Annotated in this window: 10 protein-coding genes and 6 pseudogenes; 5 read left to right on the top strand and 11 right to left on the bottom strand. The window is 58.3% G+C overall.

Annotation, left to right across the window (positions count from 1 at the left end):
* Positions 1 to 35: 35 nt before the first annotated feature.
* Positions 36 to 362 carry a ferredoxin gene (fdxA, locus tag MLPF_RS09995; protein WP_045843202.1) on the bottom strand — a complete coding sequence of 109 codons (327 nt, stop codon included), beginning with the start codon at positions 360 to 362 and terminating at the stop codon, positions 36 to 38.
* Positions 363 to 600: 238 nt separating this feature from the next.
* Between fdxA and MLPF_RS10000 the strand changes: the two genes are divergently transcribed.
* The 3 genes and pseudogenes from MLPF_RS10000 to MLPF_RS10010 all read left to right on the top strand — a co-directional run bounded on the left by MLPF_RS10000 (position 601) and on the right by MLPF_RS10010 (position 2704).
* Entirely contained in the window at positions 601 to 789 is a 189-nt protein-coding gene (locus tag MLPF_RS10000) for a hypothetical protein (RefSeq protein WP_045843194.1), read from the top strand.
* A 109-nt stretch (positions 790 to 898) separates the two neighbouring features.
* Positions 899 to 2309, top strand: a pseudogene (locus MLPF_RS10005) (FAD-dependent oxidoreductase).
* Positions 2310 to 2512: 203 nt separating this feature from the next.
* Positions 2513 to 2704: a hypothetical protein gene (locus tag MLPF_RS10010; protein WP_045843195.1), complete on the top strand. Its 192-nt coding sequence runs from the start codon at positions 2513 to 2515 to the stop codon at positions 2702 to 2704.
* Positions 2705 to 2849: 145 nt separating this feature from the next.
* On the opposite strand, the gene MLPF_RS10015 is transcribed toward MLPF_RS10010, so the two are convergent.
* Complete coding sequence (locus MLPF_RS10015) at positions 2850 to 5411, bottom strand: bifunctional FO biosynthesis protein CofGH (RefSeq protein ID WP_045843196.1); 2562 nt, start codon at positions 5409 to 5411, stop codon at positions 2850 to 2852.
* 245 nt (positions 5412 to 5656) lie between these two features.
* Here MLPF_RS10015 and MLPF_RS15820 point away from each other — a divergent pair.
* A pseudogene (locus MLPF_RS15820) lies at positions 5657 to 6092 on the top strand (PE family protein).
* On the opposite strand, the gene MLPF_RS10025 reads toward MLPF_RS15820, so the two are convergent.
* The 3 genes from MLPF_RS10025 to mshB all read right to left on the bottom strand — a co-directional run bounded on the left by MLPF_RS10025 (position 6069) and on the right by mshB (position 8068).
* Positions 6069 to 6290 (bottom strand): hypothetical protein, encoded by a 222-nt coding sequence (locus MLPF_RS10025; protein WP_156147123.1) that lies wholly within the window; start codon positions 6288 to 6290, stop codon positions 6069 to 6071. The pseudogene MLPF_RS15820 and the gene MLPF_RS10025 overlap by 24 nt on opposite strands.
* A gap of 313 nt (positions 6291 to 6603) precedes the next feature.
* Positions 6604 to 7089: a hypothetical protein gene (locus MLPF_RS10030; RefSeq protein ID WP_045843203.1), complete on the bottom strand. Its 486-nt coding sequence runs from the start codon at positions 7087 to 7089 to the stop codon at positions 6604 to 6606.
* 52 nt (positions 7090 to 7141) lie between these two features.
* Positions 7142 to 8068 (bottom strand): N-acetyl-1-D-myo-inositol-2-amino-2-deoxy-alpha-D-glucopyranoside deacetylase, encoded by a 927-nt coding sequence (gene mshB, locus MLPF_RS10035; RefSeq protein WP_045843197.1) that lies wholly within the window; start codon positions 8066 to 8068, stop codon positions 7142 to 7144.
* A gap of 277 nt (positions 8069 to 8345) precedes the next feature.
* On the opposite strand from mshB, the gene MLPF_RS10040 reads away from it, so the two are divergent.
* Positions 8346 to 8654, top strand: a complete 309-nt coding sequence (locus tag MLPF_RS10040) for a hypothetical protein (protein ID WP_052696449.1) — start codon at positions 8346 to 8348, stop codon at positions 8652 to 8654.
* Positions 8655 to 8680: 26 nt separating this feature from the next.
* Here the strand turns inward: MLPF_RS10040 and MLPF_RS10045 are convergent, their stop codons facing one another.
* The 6 genes and pseudogenes from MLPF_RS10045 to MLPF_RS16390 all read right to left on the bottom strand — a co-directional run bounded on the left by MLPF_RS10045 (position 8681) and on the right by MLPF_RS16390 (position 19263).
* Positions 8681 to 10507 carry an ABC transporter family substrate-binding protein gene (locus tag MLPF_RS10045; RefSeq protein ID WP_162196928.1) on the bottom strand — a complete coding sequence of 609 codons (1827 nt, stop codon included), beginning with the start codon at positions 10505 to 10507 and terminating at the stop codon, positions 8681 to 8683.
* A 105-nt stretch (positions 10508 to 10612) separates the two neighbouring features.
* Positions 10613 to 12487 (bottom strand): translational GTPase TypA, encoded by a 1875-nt coding sequence (gene typA, locus MLPF_RS10050; RefSeq protein WP_045843198.1) that lies wholly within the window; start codon positions 12485 to 12487, stop codon positions 10613 to 10615.
* 180 nt (positions 12488 to 12667) lie between these two features.
* Positions 12668 to 13343 (bottom strand): annotated as a pseudogene (locus MLPF_RS17640) (respiratory nitrate reductase subunit gamma).
* Positions 13344 to 13392: 49 nt separating this feature from the next.
* Positions 13393 to 13930, bottom strand: a pseudogene (gene narJ, locus MLPF_RS10060) (nitrate reductase molybdenum cofactor assembly chaperone).
* A 43-nt stretch (positions 13931 to 13973) separates the two neighbouring features.
* Positions 13974 to 15658, bottom strand: a pseudogene (locus tag MLPF_RS10065) (4Fe-4S dicluster domain-containing protein).
* 7 nt (positions 15659 to 15665) lie between these two features.
* A pseudogene (locus tag MLPF_RS16390) lies at positions 15666 to 19263 on the bottom strand (molybdopterin-dependent oxidoreductase).
* Positions 19264 to 19578 lie beyond the last annotated feature (315 nt).

The following is a 19578-nucleotide window of genomic DNA, read 5'->3' on the forward strand; positions in this document are numbered from 1 at the left end:
ACCGCTCCCTGCTAGCTCCTCCAGCGCCGCCCGGCTCAATCGCCTTCGCCTTGCGGCGCCAGGTCCTTGACTACTTGCGGGTCATGTTCGGCCATACCGACCTTCGCCGCACCGCCCGGCGAGCCCAACTCAACAAAGAAGTCGACGTTGATCTGCGTGTACTGGCTCCACTGTTCAGGCACGTCGTCTTCGTAATAGATCGCTTCGACCGGGCAGACCGGTTCACACGCCCCACAGTCAACGCATTCGTCAGGATGGATATACAGCATCCGAGCGCCTTCGTAGATGCAGTCGACCGGGCACTCCTCAATGCACGCCTTGTCCTTGATGTCAACACAAGGTTCGGCTATCACGTACGTCACAGACATCTCCTCCGCGTACTTTGGTGTGGGCTGCTGTTCGCCTCGCCACGGCATGTGCAAGCCACTTTTCCGGACAAAGCGTTCGGTTACTGATACTAGACGTTGCACATACACGTCAACCAATGGGCACAACCGTCACACTTCCCAGGAGTCTAGGTACTGTAGTTGCACAGCGCCGTTCGTTACGATTTGTTTATGCTTCCCGAGTGGGGCTGCCCTACGCGATTTTGAGCTAGTTGTGCGAGCACAGTTAGCCCAGGCTACGAACTGGCGCGTCGATTCGATCGTTTGCTACACACCTACAAAAGTCACCCAGCGCGACCAACCCGACATCAACAGAGACAAGGCCGAGATGGGCCGCTGGGTCGCCGTCAAACGGCGCAGCGACATCCGAGCTGAAAACAACATGATCGATCTGTTCGACTAGGTGGTTCAGGCACTCCGGACGACTCCAACGGACGCCATGAATAAAAATTCTCTCCCAGCAGTGGCATCCCTACCAACCTTGTTGTTTCGGTTGACCCTTGATCTTTAACATGTTGCGCAATTGGGTGGTCATGGGTCCGATGTATACTGGGCTGGAAAACCGAACTCGCCATATTGATCGATTCGCCGCACACTTAGCACGAATGAGGTCTGACTGATCATTACCGGGGACGACGCATCGAACCGCACCAGCTGGCTACTGCTGTTCGCGTCGGAAACGGTTTCCATCTCACAAGCCCGCCGGCATCGTCGTGTCACCATACCTACCCAGGAATCGGGCGCCGAAATCTTGCACGCAGAACGTTATGCTTACCAAGCATTTTCGGTCAGCACGTCGTCAATCGAGTCGCCGATCAACCCGTCCCGACCACGAGCGCCGTCGTGTCGAGGCATTGAAGCAATGGTCGCCTATTTCGCTCGCTGCGCATAACTGGCTCGCGAGGCCAGTTATGACGGAGTCGACATTATGGGCAATAGAAGATACCTGCTCAACATTCGCGTCGGGCGAAAAACGCAACTAGTGCTGTCCCTGGCCTGGCACGCCCGCTCAGTATCTGTCGTCGGGGCTGGTCCGGCCGGACTGGCCGCAGCCGTAAACATCGCCCAGCGCGGGCACCAGGTAACACTGTTCGAGGCCAATGATTTCATCGGCGGCCAGTTCGACATGGCCCGCCACATTACCGGCGAACAGGAATTTAATGAGACCAGCCCGTACGTCACAACAATGCTGGGCAAACACGGCATAGTGTTGCGGCTGAGCATTCGGGTGTCGGCCGGTCGACGTGACGGGGTACGAAGTTGTCGTGCTGACTAACGGATTGACGCCACGCATTCTGGCCATCCCCCTTAGCATCGACCCATCCAATGGTAATAACCCACGCCGAAGCGATTATGAGCAGCAAGCCGGTCGGACAAACTGGTACAGACTGTGGCGGTGGTCGGCCCCTGAAGCATCAGCTTCGACATCAGCGAACTCCTGGTTACCGAACAATCACCTACCCGAGACTCTAAAGACCTCAAAGCGTGGAAGGTCGAATGGACGCTACAGATCTGAAAAACACACGGCGCGCTGACTACCCCGGCGCCCACATAACCCGCTCATCAATTGTATCTGCTGCAACCCAGCAAAGTCTCGCAGGGCAAACAGCTCGGCAAAACCAACGGATGGATACACCGAGCATCGTTGACGGCCAAAGGCGTGCCACAACTCTCCAGTAAATTACGAGCGGATCACCGACGACGGCCTGTACATCCAGTTCCGAACCGAACCGGCAGCACCCACGACTGCTCGCAGTTGACAATGTGGTACTCCGGGCTGACCAGGAGTCGGTCCGCGATCTGGAAAATGCACTAAGAACTGCAGGTATCGACCTACACATCATCGGAGGAGCGGCCTTTGCCGCGGAGCCTAACGCAAAGCGTACCATCATGCAAAGCACAGAGCTAGCGACCCGCCTCTAGCGTAGGCGCCCATTCCGCTGACCACAAACCACGTCAACAAGCCACCGACCTGCAGATAATCACGTCCGGAGCGCGGGCGCCGATATTTCTTGCATTGGCAGTAAGTCAAGAGAGAGCTGGTAGCCATGATCACAGACGGCAACCACTAGGTAGATGCCCGTCGCCGTCTTGTTGGCGATGCACTACCTGGGGAAGGCGTCCACATGGGTAGGTCTTTAGCCAAATTGGCTGCCACTCTGAGCAGTGTGGCGCTAGCACTAGCTGCTAAGGCCGAGGATCGCATCCGCAGATCCACTGCAACACGCGCAGATCGCCCAGCAGATGAGAGTCATGCTGGGGCTGCGCAATACTTCGACCTGGTTGAGCAGGTAGCTGGTACCTGCAACAACTACTGAGCCACTCAGCAACCGCTTAGCAGCTGGTGGTCTCCCACTTCACGACGAAGGTGCGCCAAATATCGCCTTCACGTCACGTCGCCGGACTGAGACACCTCCCGCTTGCGGGAGAACACACGCCCTCACGGATAAAAGATTACGCCGCTCACAGAGCGTAAGTGGTGGTGCGCTGGCGGGCGGGGCGGCCGATGCCCTCCGCGATCGCGATCAACTCGGCGACGGTCTTGGCGGAACCGTATTCAGAACCGGCCATCCGCGAGATCGTCTCCTCCATCAACGTACCGCCTAGGTCGTTGGCGCCCCCGTTAAGCATTACCTGCGTGCGCTCCACGCCAAGCTTCACCCAGCTAGTTTGAATGTGAGAGATACGGCCGTGCAGCATGATCCGCGCCAGGGCATGCACGGCACGGTTGTCACGATGAGTGGGCCCCGGACGCGCTGCGCCGGCCAGATACAACGGCGCATTCTGGTGCACGAAAGGCAATGGCACAAATTCGGTGAAGCCACCGGTGCGATCCTGAATGGCGCGCAGGACCTGTAGGTGAGCCACCCAGTGGCGTGGCCCGTCGACATGGCCGTACATCATGGTCGACGAAGAGCGTAACCCCACCTCATGGGCCGTGGTGACGATCTCTATCCACATCGACGTCGGCAACTTACCCTTGGTTAGCACCCAGCGCACTTTATCATCCAAAATTTCGGCGGCAGTGCCGGGAATAGTGTCCAAACCAGCCTCGCGCAGACTGATCAGCCACTCACGAATACTAAAACCGCTCTTGGCCACACCGTTGGCGATCTCCATCGGGGAAAACGCGTGCACATGCATCGAAGGGACCCGGGTCTTGACGGCGCGCACCAGATCGACGTAGCCAGTGACCGGTAACTCGGGGTCGATACCACCTTGCATACATACCTCTGTGGCACCCTGGACGTGGGCCTCCCATGCGCGGTCAGCGACCTCCTCTCTAGACAGCGAGTAGGCATCGGCGTCACCCTTGCGTTGGGCGAACGCGCAGAACCGGCAGCCGGTGTAACAGATATTGGTGAAGTTGATGTTACGGTTCACGACGAACGTCACGTCATCACCGACCACATCACGGCGCAGCGAATCTGCCAGTGCGGTAACAGCTTCCAAGGCAGGACCGTCGGCGTTAGCCAACGCTAGATACTCGCCGTCAGTGCAACCGGCGGGATCACGCTCAGCTGAGCGCAGAGCGGCAAGCACATCGGTATCGATGCGCTCCGGAGCACGGTCGGCCAGCTCGTGCACGTGGGCACGGATTGATTCCCAATCACCGAATGCGCTGTCGCGGTCGCTACGAATTTCAGTGTTGCGCCCCTCGGTGTCGATCGCTGTATTGAGATCCATTCGACCAGCGGATTCTACATCGTCGGGCTCCTGCCAGGGCATGCCCACCGGATTGACGTCGCGAGCCAAGCCAGTCACCGGATCCGCCAGCGCCACAACATGACCCCGCACGCGCGGGTCGATCCATGCGGTACCTGCCTGCACATATTTGGGTTGGGCAGTCAACCGCTGCACCAGGGTGTAACCGGCTTCCGCGGTGACAGCAGCCAATTCATGCAAAGCAGGCCAGGGCCGTTCCGGGTTGACATGGTCGGGTGTCAGTGGTGAAACACCACCCCAGTCGTCAACACCGGCAGTAACCAACGCGAGACACTCGTCGCGCGAAACCAGGTTCGGCGGCGCCTGAATACGCATAGCTGGACCCAGTACCAGCCGCGCAACGGCCACGGTTGCCAGGTAATCCTCGATCCCGGCATCCGGAACCGCAGCCATAGCAGTGTGTTCCTTGGCCCGGAAATTCTGCACGATTACTTCCTGGACATGCCCGAACTCCTTGTGCGACTTGCGGATCTCATGCAAAGTATCAGCACGCTCGGCCAGCGTCTCGCCAATGCCGACCAACAGGCCGGTGGTGAACGGTATAGACAACCGACCCGCATCAGTCAGCACCCGCAACCGCACCGTCGGGTCTTTGTCCAGGCTGCCGTAGTGCGCGAGGCCTTTCGTTGCGAATAATCTTCGCGACGTCGTCTCCAGCATCATACCCATCGAAGGTGCCACCGGTTTGAGCCGGGAGAGCTCCGACCAACTCATCACTCCGGGATTCAAATGCGGCAATAGACCGGTCTCCTCCAACACACGAATCGCCATCGCCCGCAGATAGGACAACGTAGAGTCATAACCCCGTTCGGCGAGCCATTCACGCGCTTGCTCCCAGCGATCTTCAGGACGGTCACCGAGGGTGAATAGTGCTTCTTTGCAACCAAGTTCACTCCCGCGACGAGCGACATCGAGGATTTCGTTGGGTTCTAGGTACATCCCAGCACCTTTGGTGCGCAGCATGTCTGGAGCGGTGACGAAAGTGCAGTAGTGGCAGCTATCGCGGCACAGATGGGTGACGGGGATGAACACCTTCCGTGAATAGGTGATCAACAACCGGCCGTCTGCACCACGTCGCCCAGCCGTCTCGAGACCCGCGTCGCGTACCCGAGCCGCACTTGCGCAAAGGTCAGCCAGATCCTCACCACGTGCGGTCATCGCAACGGCCGCCTCATCGATATTCAGCGCTACGCCGTCTCGAGCCCGCCGCAATACCCGTCGCAGCGCCGACGTATTGAGCTTGGGCGGAACGACAGGGAGAGAAAGAGCGATGGGCTCTTGGCCTTCAGTCAGAGGCACGTTGGTGTAACTTCCCTACAGTCAAATTTCATCCGCAACGTACCAAACATATTCGCAACACTAGCGCCAAGCCATAGCTGGCACGCGGTTGAGTATCCCACTGTCATCACCGCGCAACGAGCGCTCGGTTAACCGTTTTGCGGATATCTCCGCTAAACAGCCGAAAATCGCGATACGATTCGGTCAATCGAACACTCCTTAGACGATAGCCGCGCAGTTGCGGAAGCACGAGGGGAAGGTACGGGATGTCTTTCGTACTCACCACACCAAATGCGCTGGTTACCGCTGCATCGGACGTGGGAGATATTGGTTCTACGCTCAGCGCTGTCAACGCCGCAGCGACGGCCCCAGGAACCAGAATACTGGCCGCCGCGGATACAAGTATCGACGCAGATCACCGCGCTGTTTTCTCAGCATGCACAGGGATATCAGCGGCTGAGCGCGCAGTTGGCCGCGTTTCATGAGCAGTTCGCGCAGGCCGTGAGCACCAGTGCCCGCACGTATGCGACGGCCGAGATCAACGCCGTGCAGACACTGGTAAATGCGGTGAACAGGCCCACCGAGCTGCTACTAGGGCACCCGTTGCTCGGCAGCGGCGATCACACGGTGGCCGGCGGCCTCTGGTCCAACGTCACGGAACGCATCAAGAATCTCCTTTTAGGCAACAGCGGGGCCGGGTGAACCGGCAACACCCACTTCGGTTTCCTTAGCGTTAGCGGAGCAGCCGCGCATCAGACTGGCGCCAGGCGAGCCGGGAAGCCGACCTACCGGCGGTGCCAGTGGCCCCGCCGCAGCCGCAAACGCCTTGCTAAAGCCGACAAATCTGACCAACGCTGCGGCAGCGCCGACAGCAACTAGACCGATCGGCAACACGATCAAGAATCTCTACCTCGTCGTTGAACCATGGGTGCAATACGGCGTCAATCTACTGTCTTATGTTGTGGGTTGGGTGCCCTGGATCGGCACCTTAGTACCGCGGATCAACTTCTTCTACTACCTGTTCGAGTCCATGGTACAAAGCGCCTTGTTAAACCCAATCGACTGGCTAAACGGAAGAATCACCTTCAGTCAAGGGCTGAGTAATTTCTGGACAGTCACCACGGAGTCAATCAACCAATTCCTCCAGGCTGAGATCAACTGGATGCTTAGTTTCCTCCCGCCGCTGCCACCACTCCATTTACACACCGATCCATTAGCCGTAGCGATTGCACCGCCAAAGTACACACACCGACGGCAAAACGCCCAACAAAATCAGCCACAGCGCTCCGTAGGCCATTACCCCTTGCCCCGAAACGACATCACCGCCGGGACCATCCAGGCTGAGTAACCCGACGGTGAGCAGCCACATCCACAAGGGCAACGCAACCAACCGCGGTGACCTCGTCCAGCGCGTGGCGACCCATACCAGCGTCGCATTGACCAATCCACTGATTAGCCCGCTGATGGGAAACGGAACAGAACCGATATAGAGAGGCATCAGCATCGCCCCGACTAATGCAGAGAAAATCCCATCGGCAGCCAAAAACACCAGGACAACGACGCGAATGACAGACTCTGACACGCTGCTGACGTCAACTGACGCGGCGGGTAGCTTGGTTTCGGTCAAGTCGGGACACTGTCGACGTGCGAGAGCACCGATGCGATTCCCACTGCCGACTGTCGAGTCGGTACTGCCAATGCTGCAGGTCGGGGTCCATACCAGTTCCTTCCGCGGATACCTGGGTGACAGCTTACCGGGCATCAGATCCATCCAGACCTAGTCCCGCAAGTAGATCAGTTTCCCAACCGCGCTCATCGCGATTCCCAGCGGAGCCAGCGGCAAGAACATAGTGCTCTTGCGCGAAAATCGGCATCACCATCTTATTAGACAAGGCGCAGGCCCGACCTGTCGGGCCAACTACGACTTGGGTAGCGTGTGCAGCCAACGCCGCCGTCTTGGCGGCAAATACATCTGAAGTTGCCTCGATGACAGCATCTATGTCTTCATCTGCGTATCCGAAATCGAACTCTTCACGCGGCGGGATCGTCCACTCGGGCCGCAAATCGCTGCCCTGCAACGCGTTCACCTCGATCTCAAATGCGCTGAGGGCGAAGACGGACCAGTAGAACTTCGGTACCCTCCAAGGCTTGCCCGGGTATTCATCGGCACCGACCTCTAAGCCGGTCGTAACGCCAGAAGAAGCCACCGCGGCTGCGGTGACAAGGTGGGTGTGGACATGATCGGGATGGCCGTACCCCCCGCGGGGATCATAGGTCACCACGACATGCGGACACAGTTCGCGAATGATCGCAACCAGGGCCCCGATGACCTCGTTTTCGTCGGCGTCTATGAACCGCTGACGACGCCGCGGCGCGGTGCCGCGCATGCCAGAGTCGCGCCAGCGACCAGCGCCACCAAGATAAATGGGTGCGCTGACCCCCAACGCTCGCAACGCCTCGGTGAGCTCAAAGATTCGGTAGCCGCCGAGTTGATCCGCATGATCAACGGTGAGCTCCGCCCAGCGATCCCCGATGACGTCGCCTTCCTCGCCGAGTGTGCACGTGACAACCTGCACCTGCGCACCGCGCGAGGTGTAGTGTGCGATAGTGGCACCGTTGCTGAGGCTTTCGTCGTCGGGATGGGCATGCACGAACAGTAGCCGCGGCGTCTCAGACATGGACGCACCCTAACCGGATTACTGAACACCGTCGAAAATCAACTTATGACTCGGTATACTCTTTTACCCACATTGACTGATGTCAAACGCTACGCGCTACAGCATCCGACAACAGCAAACAGGAACGTCAGCGGCTACTATCGAAAAATGGCCCAGCCCACCCAAAGACCCCCAAACGTCGGCCGAAGCCGCCGGCGAAACGAAGGTTCTTGAACTTGACCTCTAACACGAGGCGACGCTGGCCGAACTAACTGAAGCCGGGTACGACGGACTAATTATGGAGGGGTCTGGCGCACGCCCACACCGACACGGTGGTGTTGTACTGCCGCTGAGCCAGCAAACATGGCCTGGTGTACACCGTGTTGCGGTACATGCTACCGTCGTTGCCCGAACCGCGTGTCAGTCAGGTCGGCAAGGGGATAACCTGCGGGTGGTGTTTACCGCGCACAGTGACGTCTGGGCCAACCAAACTGACTTTCCCGGCCTGAACATCACAGACCAGTTCATTCACGAACCCGAGCTACGAGCCATATTCGCCGACGCCGTGATTCCCGCCAAAAGTCACAACGGTCGCGGCACGGACTAGCTGAGCTAGTTTTTGTGCGATTTTTTCTAAGACCCGATTTTGGTCCATTGGCCAGCGTCACCGACGATACCGATCGGCACCGCTCCAGAAAGGCTGATGTTCCGCACACTCGGGCCGGCCACAACGATCGTGGTGTCCTGCAAGATCGGCAACACGGTCGACATGTTCCACAATCGCGGCTCCACCGCGGTGATCACGTCGTTGATGTTCTTGCTGCCATTGAGCGCGGCATCGATAGTCGCCTGTATGCTATGATCGCAAATGCCGGTGAGATTCGATGGAGCCCGAACAAGCGCCCCGGGATCGGGCGAACGGCTGCTCGGCGTCGATGGCCGCATTGGCCCAGTAGGACCAACAAGACTGGTCGTCGGTGCATTGGAGGTCGATAATTCCGTTACCTGCAATGCGGGGCAGCCGTACCTCGAAGCCAGCAACGTCGCCAGGTTTCCACCAGCCTGATGCCAGCCAATGATCGCATCCACCAGGTTATCGTTCAATGCGTCGCGATAAAGCACCACCGGATCTAGCGCCAGCACCGTCGCTGCGATACCAACATTACGCAACTGGTCGGCGGCCGTGTTAGCCACGGCCACTGAAGTCGGGTCGTTCGACGCGACGCCAATGACCAACGAAAGTTGTTGGCCGTCCTTGCTGATCCGGCCGTGCATAACTTCCGGTGGTCCGGTAATCACCGATGCTGGCGAGTTGGGCATCGGCGAAGCCGACGTTGTGGGATCGATCTGGAATCCAGACGCGATCAGCAACGCCATCGCCGCCGACGTGGTCAGCGACGGTGGCGCGGTCGGTTCATAGCCGGGGTCGCTCGGCGATCGGGTCTGGGCCTGGTCCAACGTCACAGTGTTGTCGCTGCCAGCACCCACAGCGGCAAGCAGGTCAACGTCAAGCAATCCCAAAATCGCCTTGCGAACCCGGATGTCGGCCAACTTGGGCACGTTGGCGCGCAACGTAAATTGCATGACCCGAGGCGTCACAATCCGAGCAGTTCGCACCCCGGGAATTGCGGACAACTGGGCAAGGGCGGCGGAGCCGCCATGCACCTGGGCCAGCTGAGTATCACCGTTGCGCACCGAGTCGGCCAGCGTGGCTGGCGCACCAGCACGACGGAAAAGGATAAGCCCGGGCTTGGCGGGCGGTCCCCAGTAGCGGTCATTGCGGGCGATCAGGATTTCGTCACGCTGCGGGTCGATGTTCTCCACCCGAAACTGTCCGCCAGTGACCGGCAGCGCCCGGGCCAGCCCGGCCGCGAAACCGCCCGGTACGTCCTTAACGATGTGCGCTGGCAGGATATTGCTGAATAACTCCCGCCAAGCCGGATACGGTTGCGCGAAGGTGACGACCGCCTGCTTGCCACCTTCGAGCGACTGCACACCAGTGATCAGGTCATATCCGGCCGGATCGACGACGCCAGGCTGACTGACCATCTGCCGCCACAGGTACCAGAAGTCGTCGGCCGCGATTGGGGCATTGTCAGTCCACTGCGCCTCGGGCCGGATCTTGTAAGTCACCGTGAACGGATTTTGGTTGGTGACATCTGCGGACACCAGCACGGTCGGATCCATGTCCCAACGTAAGCCGGTGGGCGAGTTGGGATCGGGTGCCGGCCGAAATGCGCTCGGCAACACCAACGCACTGATCGCCGCGTTCACCGCCGACAGGTCGGACAGCAGATGCGGGTTGAAGCCAGCACCGATCGAGTCGATTCCCATGATGATCTGCGTTATCCGCGGCGGCGGTGGTGAGCTTTGCGGTGTTTCGGTGCTTTGCGGCGCCGGTGGCGGGCTGACGGTGCACGCCGCTAACGTCAGATCCACCAGTGAAATCAGCACGCTCATCGTAGTTACAACGCGGCGGGCTAGTCTCGGCACGCCCTTCAGGGTATCTAGCACCGATCCAGCGGACCCGGTGTGCTAGCACAGCGCCGGCTACACTGGCTGCTGCTAAGCTCGTGCCCGGCCGCGGTCCCGAGCGGTGGATTCCAGCTCGATTTTGCGCACCCGCACAATCTCAGGCGTTACTTCAACACATTCGTCAAATGAGCAGAATTCCATCGCCCGCTCCAGGTCCAGCTCGAGCGGCTTGACCAACGTCTCGATAACATTCGCGGTCGATGACCGCATGTTGGTCAGCTTTTTCTCACGGGTAACATTGATATCGAGATCTTCTGGACGCGAGTTAATTCCAACGACCATGCCTTGATAAGTGTCTTGGCCAGGAGCGACGAAGAACTGGCCCCGATCGGCAAGTTGAAGCAGAGCAAAAGAAGTGATGATACCCGACCGGTCGGAGACTAGCGACCCGGTATCCCTGGCTCGGATCTTCCCGGCCCACGGCCGGTAGCCATCGAACACAGCGTTAGCAATACCGGTGCCGCGTGTGAGGGTGAGGAAGTCGGTACGGAAGCCAATCAAGCCACGGCTGGGCACAATGAAATCCATGCGCACCCAATCCACAGCATGGTTGGCCATCTCCTCCATGCGGCCCTTACGGCCGGCCATCAACTGGGTGATCACGCCGACGAACTCCTTAGGACAGTCGATCGTCATCACCTCGAACGGCTCGTGCAGTTTGCCATCGATCGTGCGGGTGACCACCTGCGGTTTGCCAACCGTGAGCTCGAACCCTTCCCGACGCATCGTTTCAACAAGCACTGCCAACGCAAGCTCGCCTCGACCCTGCACCTCCCACGCATCGGGCCGGCCTATATCCACCACGCGGATCGAGACGTTGCTGACCAACTCAGCGTCCAATCGGCCACGAACCATCCGCGCGGTCAACTTGTGGCCCGACACCTTGCCCGCCAAGGGCGAGGTGTTGGTGCCGATCGTCACCGAAATAGCCGGCTCGTCGACGGTGATGCGCGGCAGTGCATGAGCATGCTCGGGATCGGCCAGCGTGTCACCGATCATGATCTCGGGCAGCCCCGCTACGGCTACAATATCCCCTACTGTCGCTTCCTCTGTGGCGCTGCGCTTGACACCTTCGGTGGCGAGCAACTCGGTGATCTTCGCGTCAGTGATGACGGACAGTCCGTCCACCTCACGCATCCACGCCACCCGCTGCCCCTTGCGCAGCTTGCCGTTATAAATGCGGACTAAAGCGAGCCGACCGAGGAAGGCCGAGGCGTCCAAGTTGGTCACCAACGCCTGCAACGGCGCCTCGGGGTCGCCCTTCGGGGGCGGGATGTTCTCCAACAGCACGTCGAACAAGGGATCGAGGTTGTCGCCCGAGGGCACCGCACCGTCAGCGGGCCGCTCGGTGCTGGCGATGCCGGCACGCCCGGATGCATACAACGTCGGCAAGCCCAGCGCACGCTCAGCGGCCGCGGCCGCTTCGTCGTCAAGATCGGATGCGACGTCAAGCAACAGGTCGTAGCTGGCTTCCACCACCTGGGCGATGCGTGCGTCGGGCCGATCTGTCTTGTTGACCACCAGAATCACCGGCAAAAGCGCAGCCAGCGCCTTGCGCAGCACGAACCGCGTCTGCGGCAGTGGCCCCTCGGAGGCATCGACCAACAGCAACACTCCATCAACCATGGACAGCCCGCGTTCCACTTCACCGCCGAAGTCAGCGTGGCCGGGCGTGTCGATCACATTGATCACCGTCACCGTACCGTCCGAATTGTGGCAATGTACGGCCGTGTTTTTGGCCAGGATGGTGATACCTTTTTCCCGTTCCAAGTCACCGGTATCCATCACGCGTTCCTGGATTTCACCGCGTTCGCGTAGCGCGCCGGACTGCCGCAGCATCGCGTCAACCAGCGTGGTTTTGCCGTGGTCGACATGCGCGACGATGGCGACATTGCGGAATGGCACGTCGGTGATTGTGGCAGGTACAGATTGCCGACTCTACCCCGCAGGCGGAAATCCCCCAATTCGGGCCGCTCGACAGGCCCCACACCACCACCCAGCGCAGAAGGCCCAATAGCGAACCTGGGCTATCCGCTGTCGCGGCTGCGATTAACAGTCGAGACGGACGACACGGCGCTGCACAGATCAAGTAAGTACTTCTGAGCCAACTCGCGACTGCAGTACAACATACAAGGCAGACAGATAGCTGATCTGCTTGCTAAACGCGTACACCAGCCGGGTATAGGCCACAGACGCACAAAGCGAGGGCGATTAGCACGTGCGCGTGTAAAGGACCAAGGCGCCTACTCCATCAGATCACTGCACGGGTCCAGGATCTAAATCGACCGTAAACCGGATCGACACTGTCTGGCGGCAGTCGTGCACCTCGCCATAGTGCGTGGCACCCAATCAGAGTGCAGCCCAGACCGGCCGCAAGCGCATACATCGGCACTAGGTACATCAACTTGTCTTTGCGGGTGGGGGCCATGAACACCGCGCCACGAATGCGGCGCCGGTCGACCAGCAGCGCAATACCGGTCAGAGCAGCAAATCCGGCGGGTGCGCCGAACAGCAGCGATCTAGATGGTAGAGGTGATAGCTCATCCCAAGCACCTCAATCCAAGACTCTGGAATAAACAGACCCATGACGTGGCCCATGCTCACCATCAAGCTGCCGAAATGAAACATCGGACTGCCAATCGACAGCAACTTGGACTCACCACGTTGAGACGAACGGATGGTTTAGCGAACTTGTCAATTTATCGTAGTGATAACACCGCCAGGTGGAAATCCCTGTGATCTCCAGCACAACGTAGAGCACGTCGTCTCAGAAGATCTTGAGTAACTGCGTGTGCATCAACGTTAGCCTCCTATCTGCGCTTCGGTGGCACACTCAAGGTCAATGGTTGCAACCCAACGGCTTCCGGCTTCCACCAAGCGCTACGCCCTGAACACCGCCTGATCGGTTGCGGCCGGTCAGGGTCTCGCAGAACTCGGTAATGGGATGTTCATAGAGCGAACTGACGTCAACTAGGCCGTCCCGCAGCACATCGATCGGAACCCGATGCTCGGTGAATAACCGGCACCCAACGTCGGAGTCGACAAGGGCAGTCAACTCCAGCACGAAAGGCAAGTGATCCGGAACCTCGGCGTGTGGCAGCACAACACCCGCATACCTTTAGGCGTTGACAAAATTCAACATTTCGTAACCTCGGTTGCGGAGCCTCCGGCGGTCCAGTACATGATGGTGCGCCGGCGCATGTCGAAAGTCTAGACGTAATCTGTCTCGGCGGCCATCGGCTCGATGGCAAGCACTGCCGCGACTGTCCGTTCCAGCACCTCCGCCGCAGGCCCGTTGATATGACCCAACAGTAACGAAGCTGACTGCCACACCAGCCGATCCCACATCGTGCAGACATTCGAACATTCCCGGACGCTTAGTAGCAGCTTCTCATGTGACCGCTTCGGTGTCGGGCTCGGGAGACAGGCCTGCGAGCATGCCGTTGCCGTCCCGGTTGAACAGTTCACTCGGGAATAACCGCCCTCACCCATGCCCAACTGTCGCTCCGGCTTCGCTAATCTGACGTTGTTGCAAAGGCATGAAAAGTCCCCATGGCGATTGGCACCGGGGCGCTGCTGCCCTCGCCGAAGGGATCGAATTCATATATACCCGGTCTGCCGTCAAACGATAATTGAGCACTTCATTTCGTTGGCCCCAAGCAGAATCAGTCGCTACCGGCAGTTTCGCTACATACGACGCCAAAATAGAATAACCTAGCGCTTATCATATTTCGCTATAATCAACAGCCGGCACATTTACCATACCTGCTCTTCGCACACGCCGACAGGGTGCGGCATGTGCGGTTGAGTTTCACAGCCCAGGTTGATGTGACGCATGTAGAATCACATCGCCGCCCGCCGTCGAAGCACCCGTTCAACGACAGCGGTGTAACCGGCAGTAAACAGTTCGACCAGGTACTGCATCAGGATGCGCAGTGCGTCCAGCGCACCGAACAAGCTGCCTAGATCCTCCCCGTCGTGGCTGTCCGCGTAGACCACCGGTAACAAGGCCGGGAAGTACCAGACCATCGGCATAAGCCCGGGACTCCGTGCAGTAACGGCGTCACACGGTAAGTGTTGACCAGTGCGTATAACAGCGACCGCTACGCAACCTCGACCCACTCGGCAGAGATGCTCTGGGCCCGCACACCGGCAATGGCCTCGGGACTGCGTGAGTTCATGAAGATCGGATGTTACACCTCAGTACAGTTCTTTGCCATTTTTCGCTGACGCCGCCTCAAGCGCCCAACCGACGTCATAGAGCACCGTCCAAGGTATCGGAACCGGCCCAGGCACTTCCCTCAGCACACCGCCGGTAACCCGACCGCAATGCGGCGGATAGCAAAACGTGGAATTTTCGACCTTGCCGGTCTTGTGGTTGAGATATCTAACTTACTTGTAAGGACACCCAGACACGAACATCCGCCAGCCGAGGCAGGGATCCTAGTCAACTAGCATAACACCATTCTCGATGCACTTGATACATCGTCCCCGACGGACACGAGGCCACGCACGACCAGTTCAGGCAGTGCTCGTCTATTCGCGGCAGGTAAAACATGAAGCTCTATTAGAGCTTAACTTTGACTTCTGCACTGACCTTTTCAGGATCGGGTCATGGAGCACGATCTACGGCGACCCCGCGAGATTATCGTCCCCGATAGAGCCTAAAGACACCTTCATCGTCCTGCCGGTGATCAGGCTGCGCGGTGGCACCGTCGGAAAAGTGTCCCCGGCCAGTGCCTGCGTCAGGTTTCCGTAGCGTAAGTCCACGACTCAATAGTAGTCGATAGTAGGCAAGCTGGGGGTTATCTAGATCCATAACAGCTTAGCAAGTGGCCGCCGTAACGTAGCCCCAGTCGGCCCTTTTGGTCGCGCACCCATCCCCCACACTACCCAGTCCTGGTCCTCGTAGGTGCGCGAATAGCCAACACCCAGCCGGGTTTCGACGTTGTTGAACCACACGTATTCGTTATGTTAGCGATTGGTACACGCCTGCTTACAAGTTACCGAGCAAGTGTGGCGGCCAATGCATTTGTCGCGGTTAACCACCATGGCCATCTGCGCCATAACCTTCACTAGTAGATTAAATCACCTCCTGGTTGCGGCTGCGCACCACAGTCACCTCATCGCGCTGGTTGCCCGTAGGTCCTAAGTAAGTTGAACCCGAACGCATCCTAGCTGAAGCCACCGGCCAGACGGTTGGACTTGATGCACACACCAATCAGCGCCTTGTTGTTGTCGCCGTGCTTGTTATCGTTCTAAGTACGTGGTGTATCGATGGTGCGTTCCTGCACGTGGTAAACGAACACCACACCATTAGGCACTCGGTGGCTGACGATCACTCGACACACATAGATGCCGTTGGCGTTAATCGTCTTAACCCAATCATTATCAAGCACTTTGGTTTTCGCAGCATCTGACGGGCTCATCCATATTGTCGGGACATCGCGAGACAACGACAGCATGCAGAGATTGTCCTGGTTAGACCGTAGAGGAACGACCACTTAACTAATACAGCGTAAGGTATCGCGCGATGAGCCCAGTACCCTCTCGTCGGTTGGGCCGAACTGTGGTTAGTTACACAGCAGCACCATATCCATGAGGTCACAGATAGGCGGGCCATTGTCCGCTAAACTCCTCAGTTCAGTCAAGGGCGAATACCTCCGGTCGACGTATGGAACGACTTGAGGTGCTCTATATTGATCGTGAACGGGGAGTAGCGACAGCCACCGGGGCGCACAGCCGGACACTCCGGGCTGGTCATCACCGGAACCGAGTGCACCTGAGTGTCGACGTAGGTGATACGCCTTTCCTCATTGCCCTTTGCCCGATGAGCCAGCCGTTGCACGGTGCGCTTATCGAATTCCAAGAAGCCCTCGACAACCACTCGAGCGTTGCACGTACCAGACAAAGCCAGTATCACGTCGGCCATCCGATCGACCGTGTTGGTCAACGAAAGTTGAACTTTTGCAACGAAACTAATCACTCCAAACTTGACAGCCAATTCGCTGATTTCACGGCAGAGATGGAACAATATAGCCCTTGATGGTCACCCCGACTTGTTCGATGAGCGGTCTCAGTGTCACCCATTTATCGTAATTCGCGGCATAGTAACGTTCCTCGGCAGTGAGCTTGCTCATCGGCGTACCCGGCACTGGCACCTGTCCAGTACAGATCCAATCACGTTGTTACCATCCGGACATGCCATAGCGTCGGGATAGTCACGTAACAGCACGGCCAGCACGACATCGCGTCGAATACCAAAGATGGCGCTTGGCCATCGCGCTAAAAGTGCGAGCTATGGTGGCGAATGCGTGAAAGCCCGAAAGAATTTCCCAGGGCGGGTCAATCACCGGGGTGAACACGTGTACACATGGCTGCATATCAGTGTTGGACAGGTCGTTCTTCTCATACCAAGTCGCGGCGGGCAATTCTACGTCGTACACCAACGTCGTCGACGTCATCCGGAAGTCGACCAACATCATCAGGTCGAGCTTGCCTTCTGGGATGCCGTCGTCCTGGGATTCAGCCTGCACGTTTGAAGTCGGCTTGAGCAGGTTCCGCGGGAAGTACTCGCTGACCTTGCCCGACGAGCCGATCATGCTGGCCTGCCAGACAGTTAACACTCGCGGTCAGTTGACCGGGTTGTGGGAGTCGGTGATCGCGAGCCTGCGTTAGACGAATTATCCGATAAAATATCTACATCGCACCTCGCGGCCTGTGCTTCCTGGGCGACGTCGAGTACCGGAACAGTCGAACTACAGGTAGAGCACGCTCCAGCCTGTAGCAAGGATCAGCAAATCCAGCATGTACTTGCCGGTGAACTGCTGTGAGCCCACCGGACTGGCCAGTTCATCGAAACCGGGAGTACAGTAGCGCCACTGGTCGGTGTGCGCATACCAGTACGAGGCGCCAGGTACCTGCCGCGGCGACCACACCCAGTCGGGAGCATTGGTCATGATCGGCCATCCGGTCAGTGGACGCACCTTCTCCTAACCGATGTAGTGACCCCATCCGTCGCCGTTATGTCCCATCGAGCCGGTCAGCAGCAGCGTGAGCACCAAGCGGTAGATGCCATCGCTGTGGCCATCGATGGCAGATGCCGCAGCCCACGATGACCATGGATCGCCCACCGGATTCCTCTGCATTACGGGCCGAAATCCTTAGAGATCCGGGTGGCTTGTTCAACGGGGATCTCGATGATCGCTTCCTGCCAGGCCGGAGTGTTTTGTTGGGTGGATCGCCGTAACCGGTGACCACTCGCCGAGTAACCCCGGGCGCACCACCCCGTAATAGTTCCAGCATGAGATCAAACACTGTACATACCACGACGCTTGCCGACTCGATATACCGGTACGCCACGCGACACAGCCTCACCATGGCCGTAGACGGTGTCAAAGCTGGGCAGATCAACCAATTCAGCTTCATCCGTACCGTAACGCTTAACGCGGGTACCACAGAACCCAGGTCACTAGTCCACTTGCCGAGACCATGCTCGCCAAACCGGAATCCCGGTGAGCCCTGTGGCACGACGACAACGTAGGTAACACCATCCAGAAATGCGGGTTTGAATACCCAGTTCTCGACTACATCACCAATATCAGCCGCGGTCAATAACTTTCCAAACACCAACCAATCAGTGCACTTCTCCAGCGTGATCGGAAAGAGCAGGGCGATGTAGTGGCGAACATAGGCCAACGAAGAACGGAACCTGTTTTTCTACATAGCATTACCGCAGGATCACGTCACCCATGTCCGTGACTAGCGCCGCATCGGTACCAGCGGAACATCGCATACACTCGTAGGAAAACTTTCTGTTGTCAGCGTAATCCTACGCTTACCATAACGATTTTAGTGTCACGGTAGCGGGCTTCAGCCATCCAGTGTGTGTTTCGGACATACGAGTGATCGGGACATTAGAGGCACACATGACCAAATACGGAGTTTCCCAACGATCTCCAGATTCGGGGACGTCGGTCTAGTCGCCAAATACCCGCTGCTCAACCACCAGCAAGTCTGCTTACTAGCCGTAGAAAACGTTATCACATCGCCGATCAGCTCAACACACCGCGACCCCGTGACAAGATTGACCAGCGACATCGTCGGGATCGGCGAGAATCCAACGACCCGGTCCAGACCATAGGTCTTAATAATGTGCACGTGGGCCGCGACTATCATTTAGCTGGCCTCGGCTCAACTCACTTGAACCAGCTCAACCGTACCCCCCGAGCCTGCTGATAGCGGCAGCGACGCTCGAGATCGGCTTGGAGATCGACCCACGCCAACACGAGAGTCTGTAAGCCGGGCTTTGTCGTCGCGAAGCATCTCGACCAGCACGCCGCGGGCATATGCGATAGCACACTTAGGCGGGTGAAGTGCTTACACTAGAGAACGACGCACCGCGGGGGCAATCACCGCAGCTCGTATTCAGGCAGGTCTGGAGTCTACAGACGGATAGTCGGTCTACTGGGTTTCCCGGTGATGATCCCATCCTTGACATAGATCTTCCACACACGCGCGATCCAATGCGGTTGACCCCTTAGGTGGACCGGGACCACCTTGTAGCGTCTCCACCGGTCGCGATGCAATGCGTCACCTTCGCGGCCACCGCGTCGAGTGACGATGCGCAGATCGACAGAGAACTCACCTAAGGTAAAGAAGCGCCCGCTGCGTTCCAACAGTTTTTCACGCCTTCCACCAAGGTTAGGTACTAGCCAACGAAGGACCCTCCTCGTCGCTCATGTCGTGCATCGTACTAGTTAACGGCTCGGTAGTGGCCCCATCGATCCGCCTGCCTGATATCCCATCCCCATCGGCATAAGGATGTACCTCACAGCCCACGCAGGGGGCCCCAACAATTCACCAGCATAGGTCCCGCAGTACCCGGCTGACCACACCCGCGACACACGACCTAGTTAACAAAATACCGTGTTCATCAACGTCAGTTTTTCCGCATGTAGATACGCCAATTCCCGGGGCAAAAGCCGTTGACCACG

Source organism: Mycobacterium lepromatosis (genome assembly GCF_000975265.2).
Lineage (GTDB): Bacteria > Actinomycetota > Actinomycetes > Mycobacteriales > Mycobacteriaceae > Mycobacterium > Mycobacterium lepromatosis.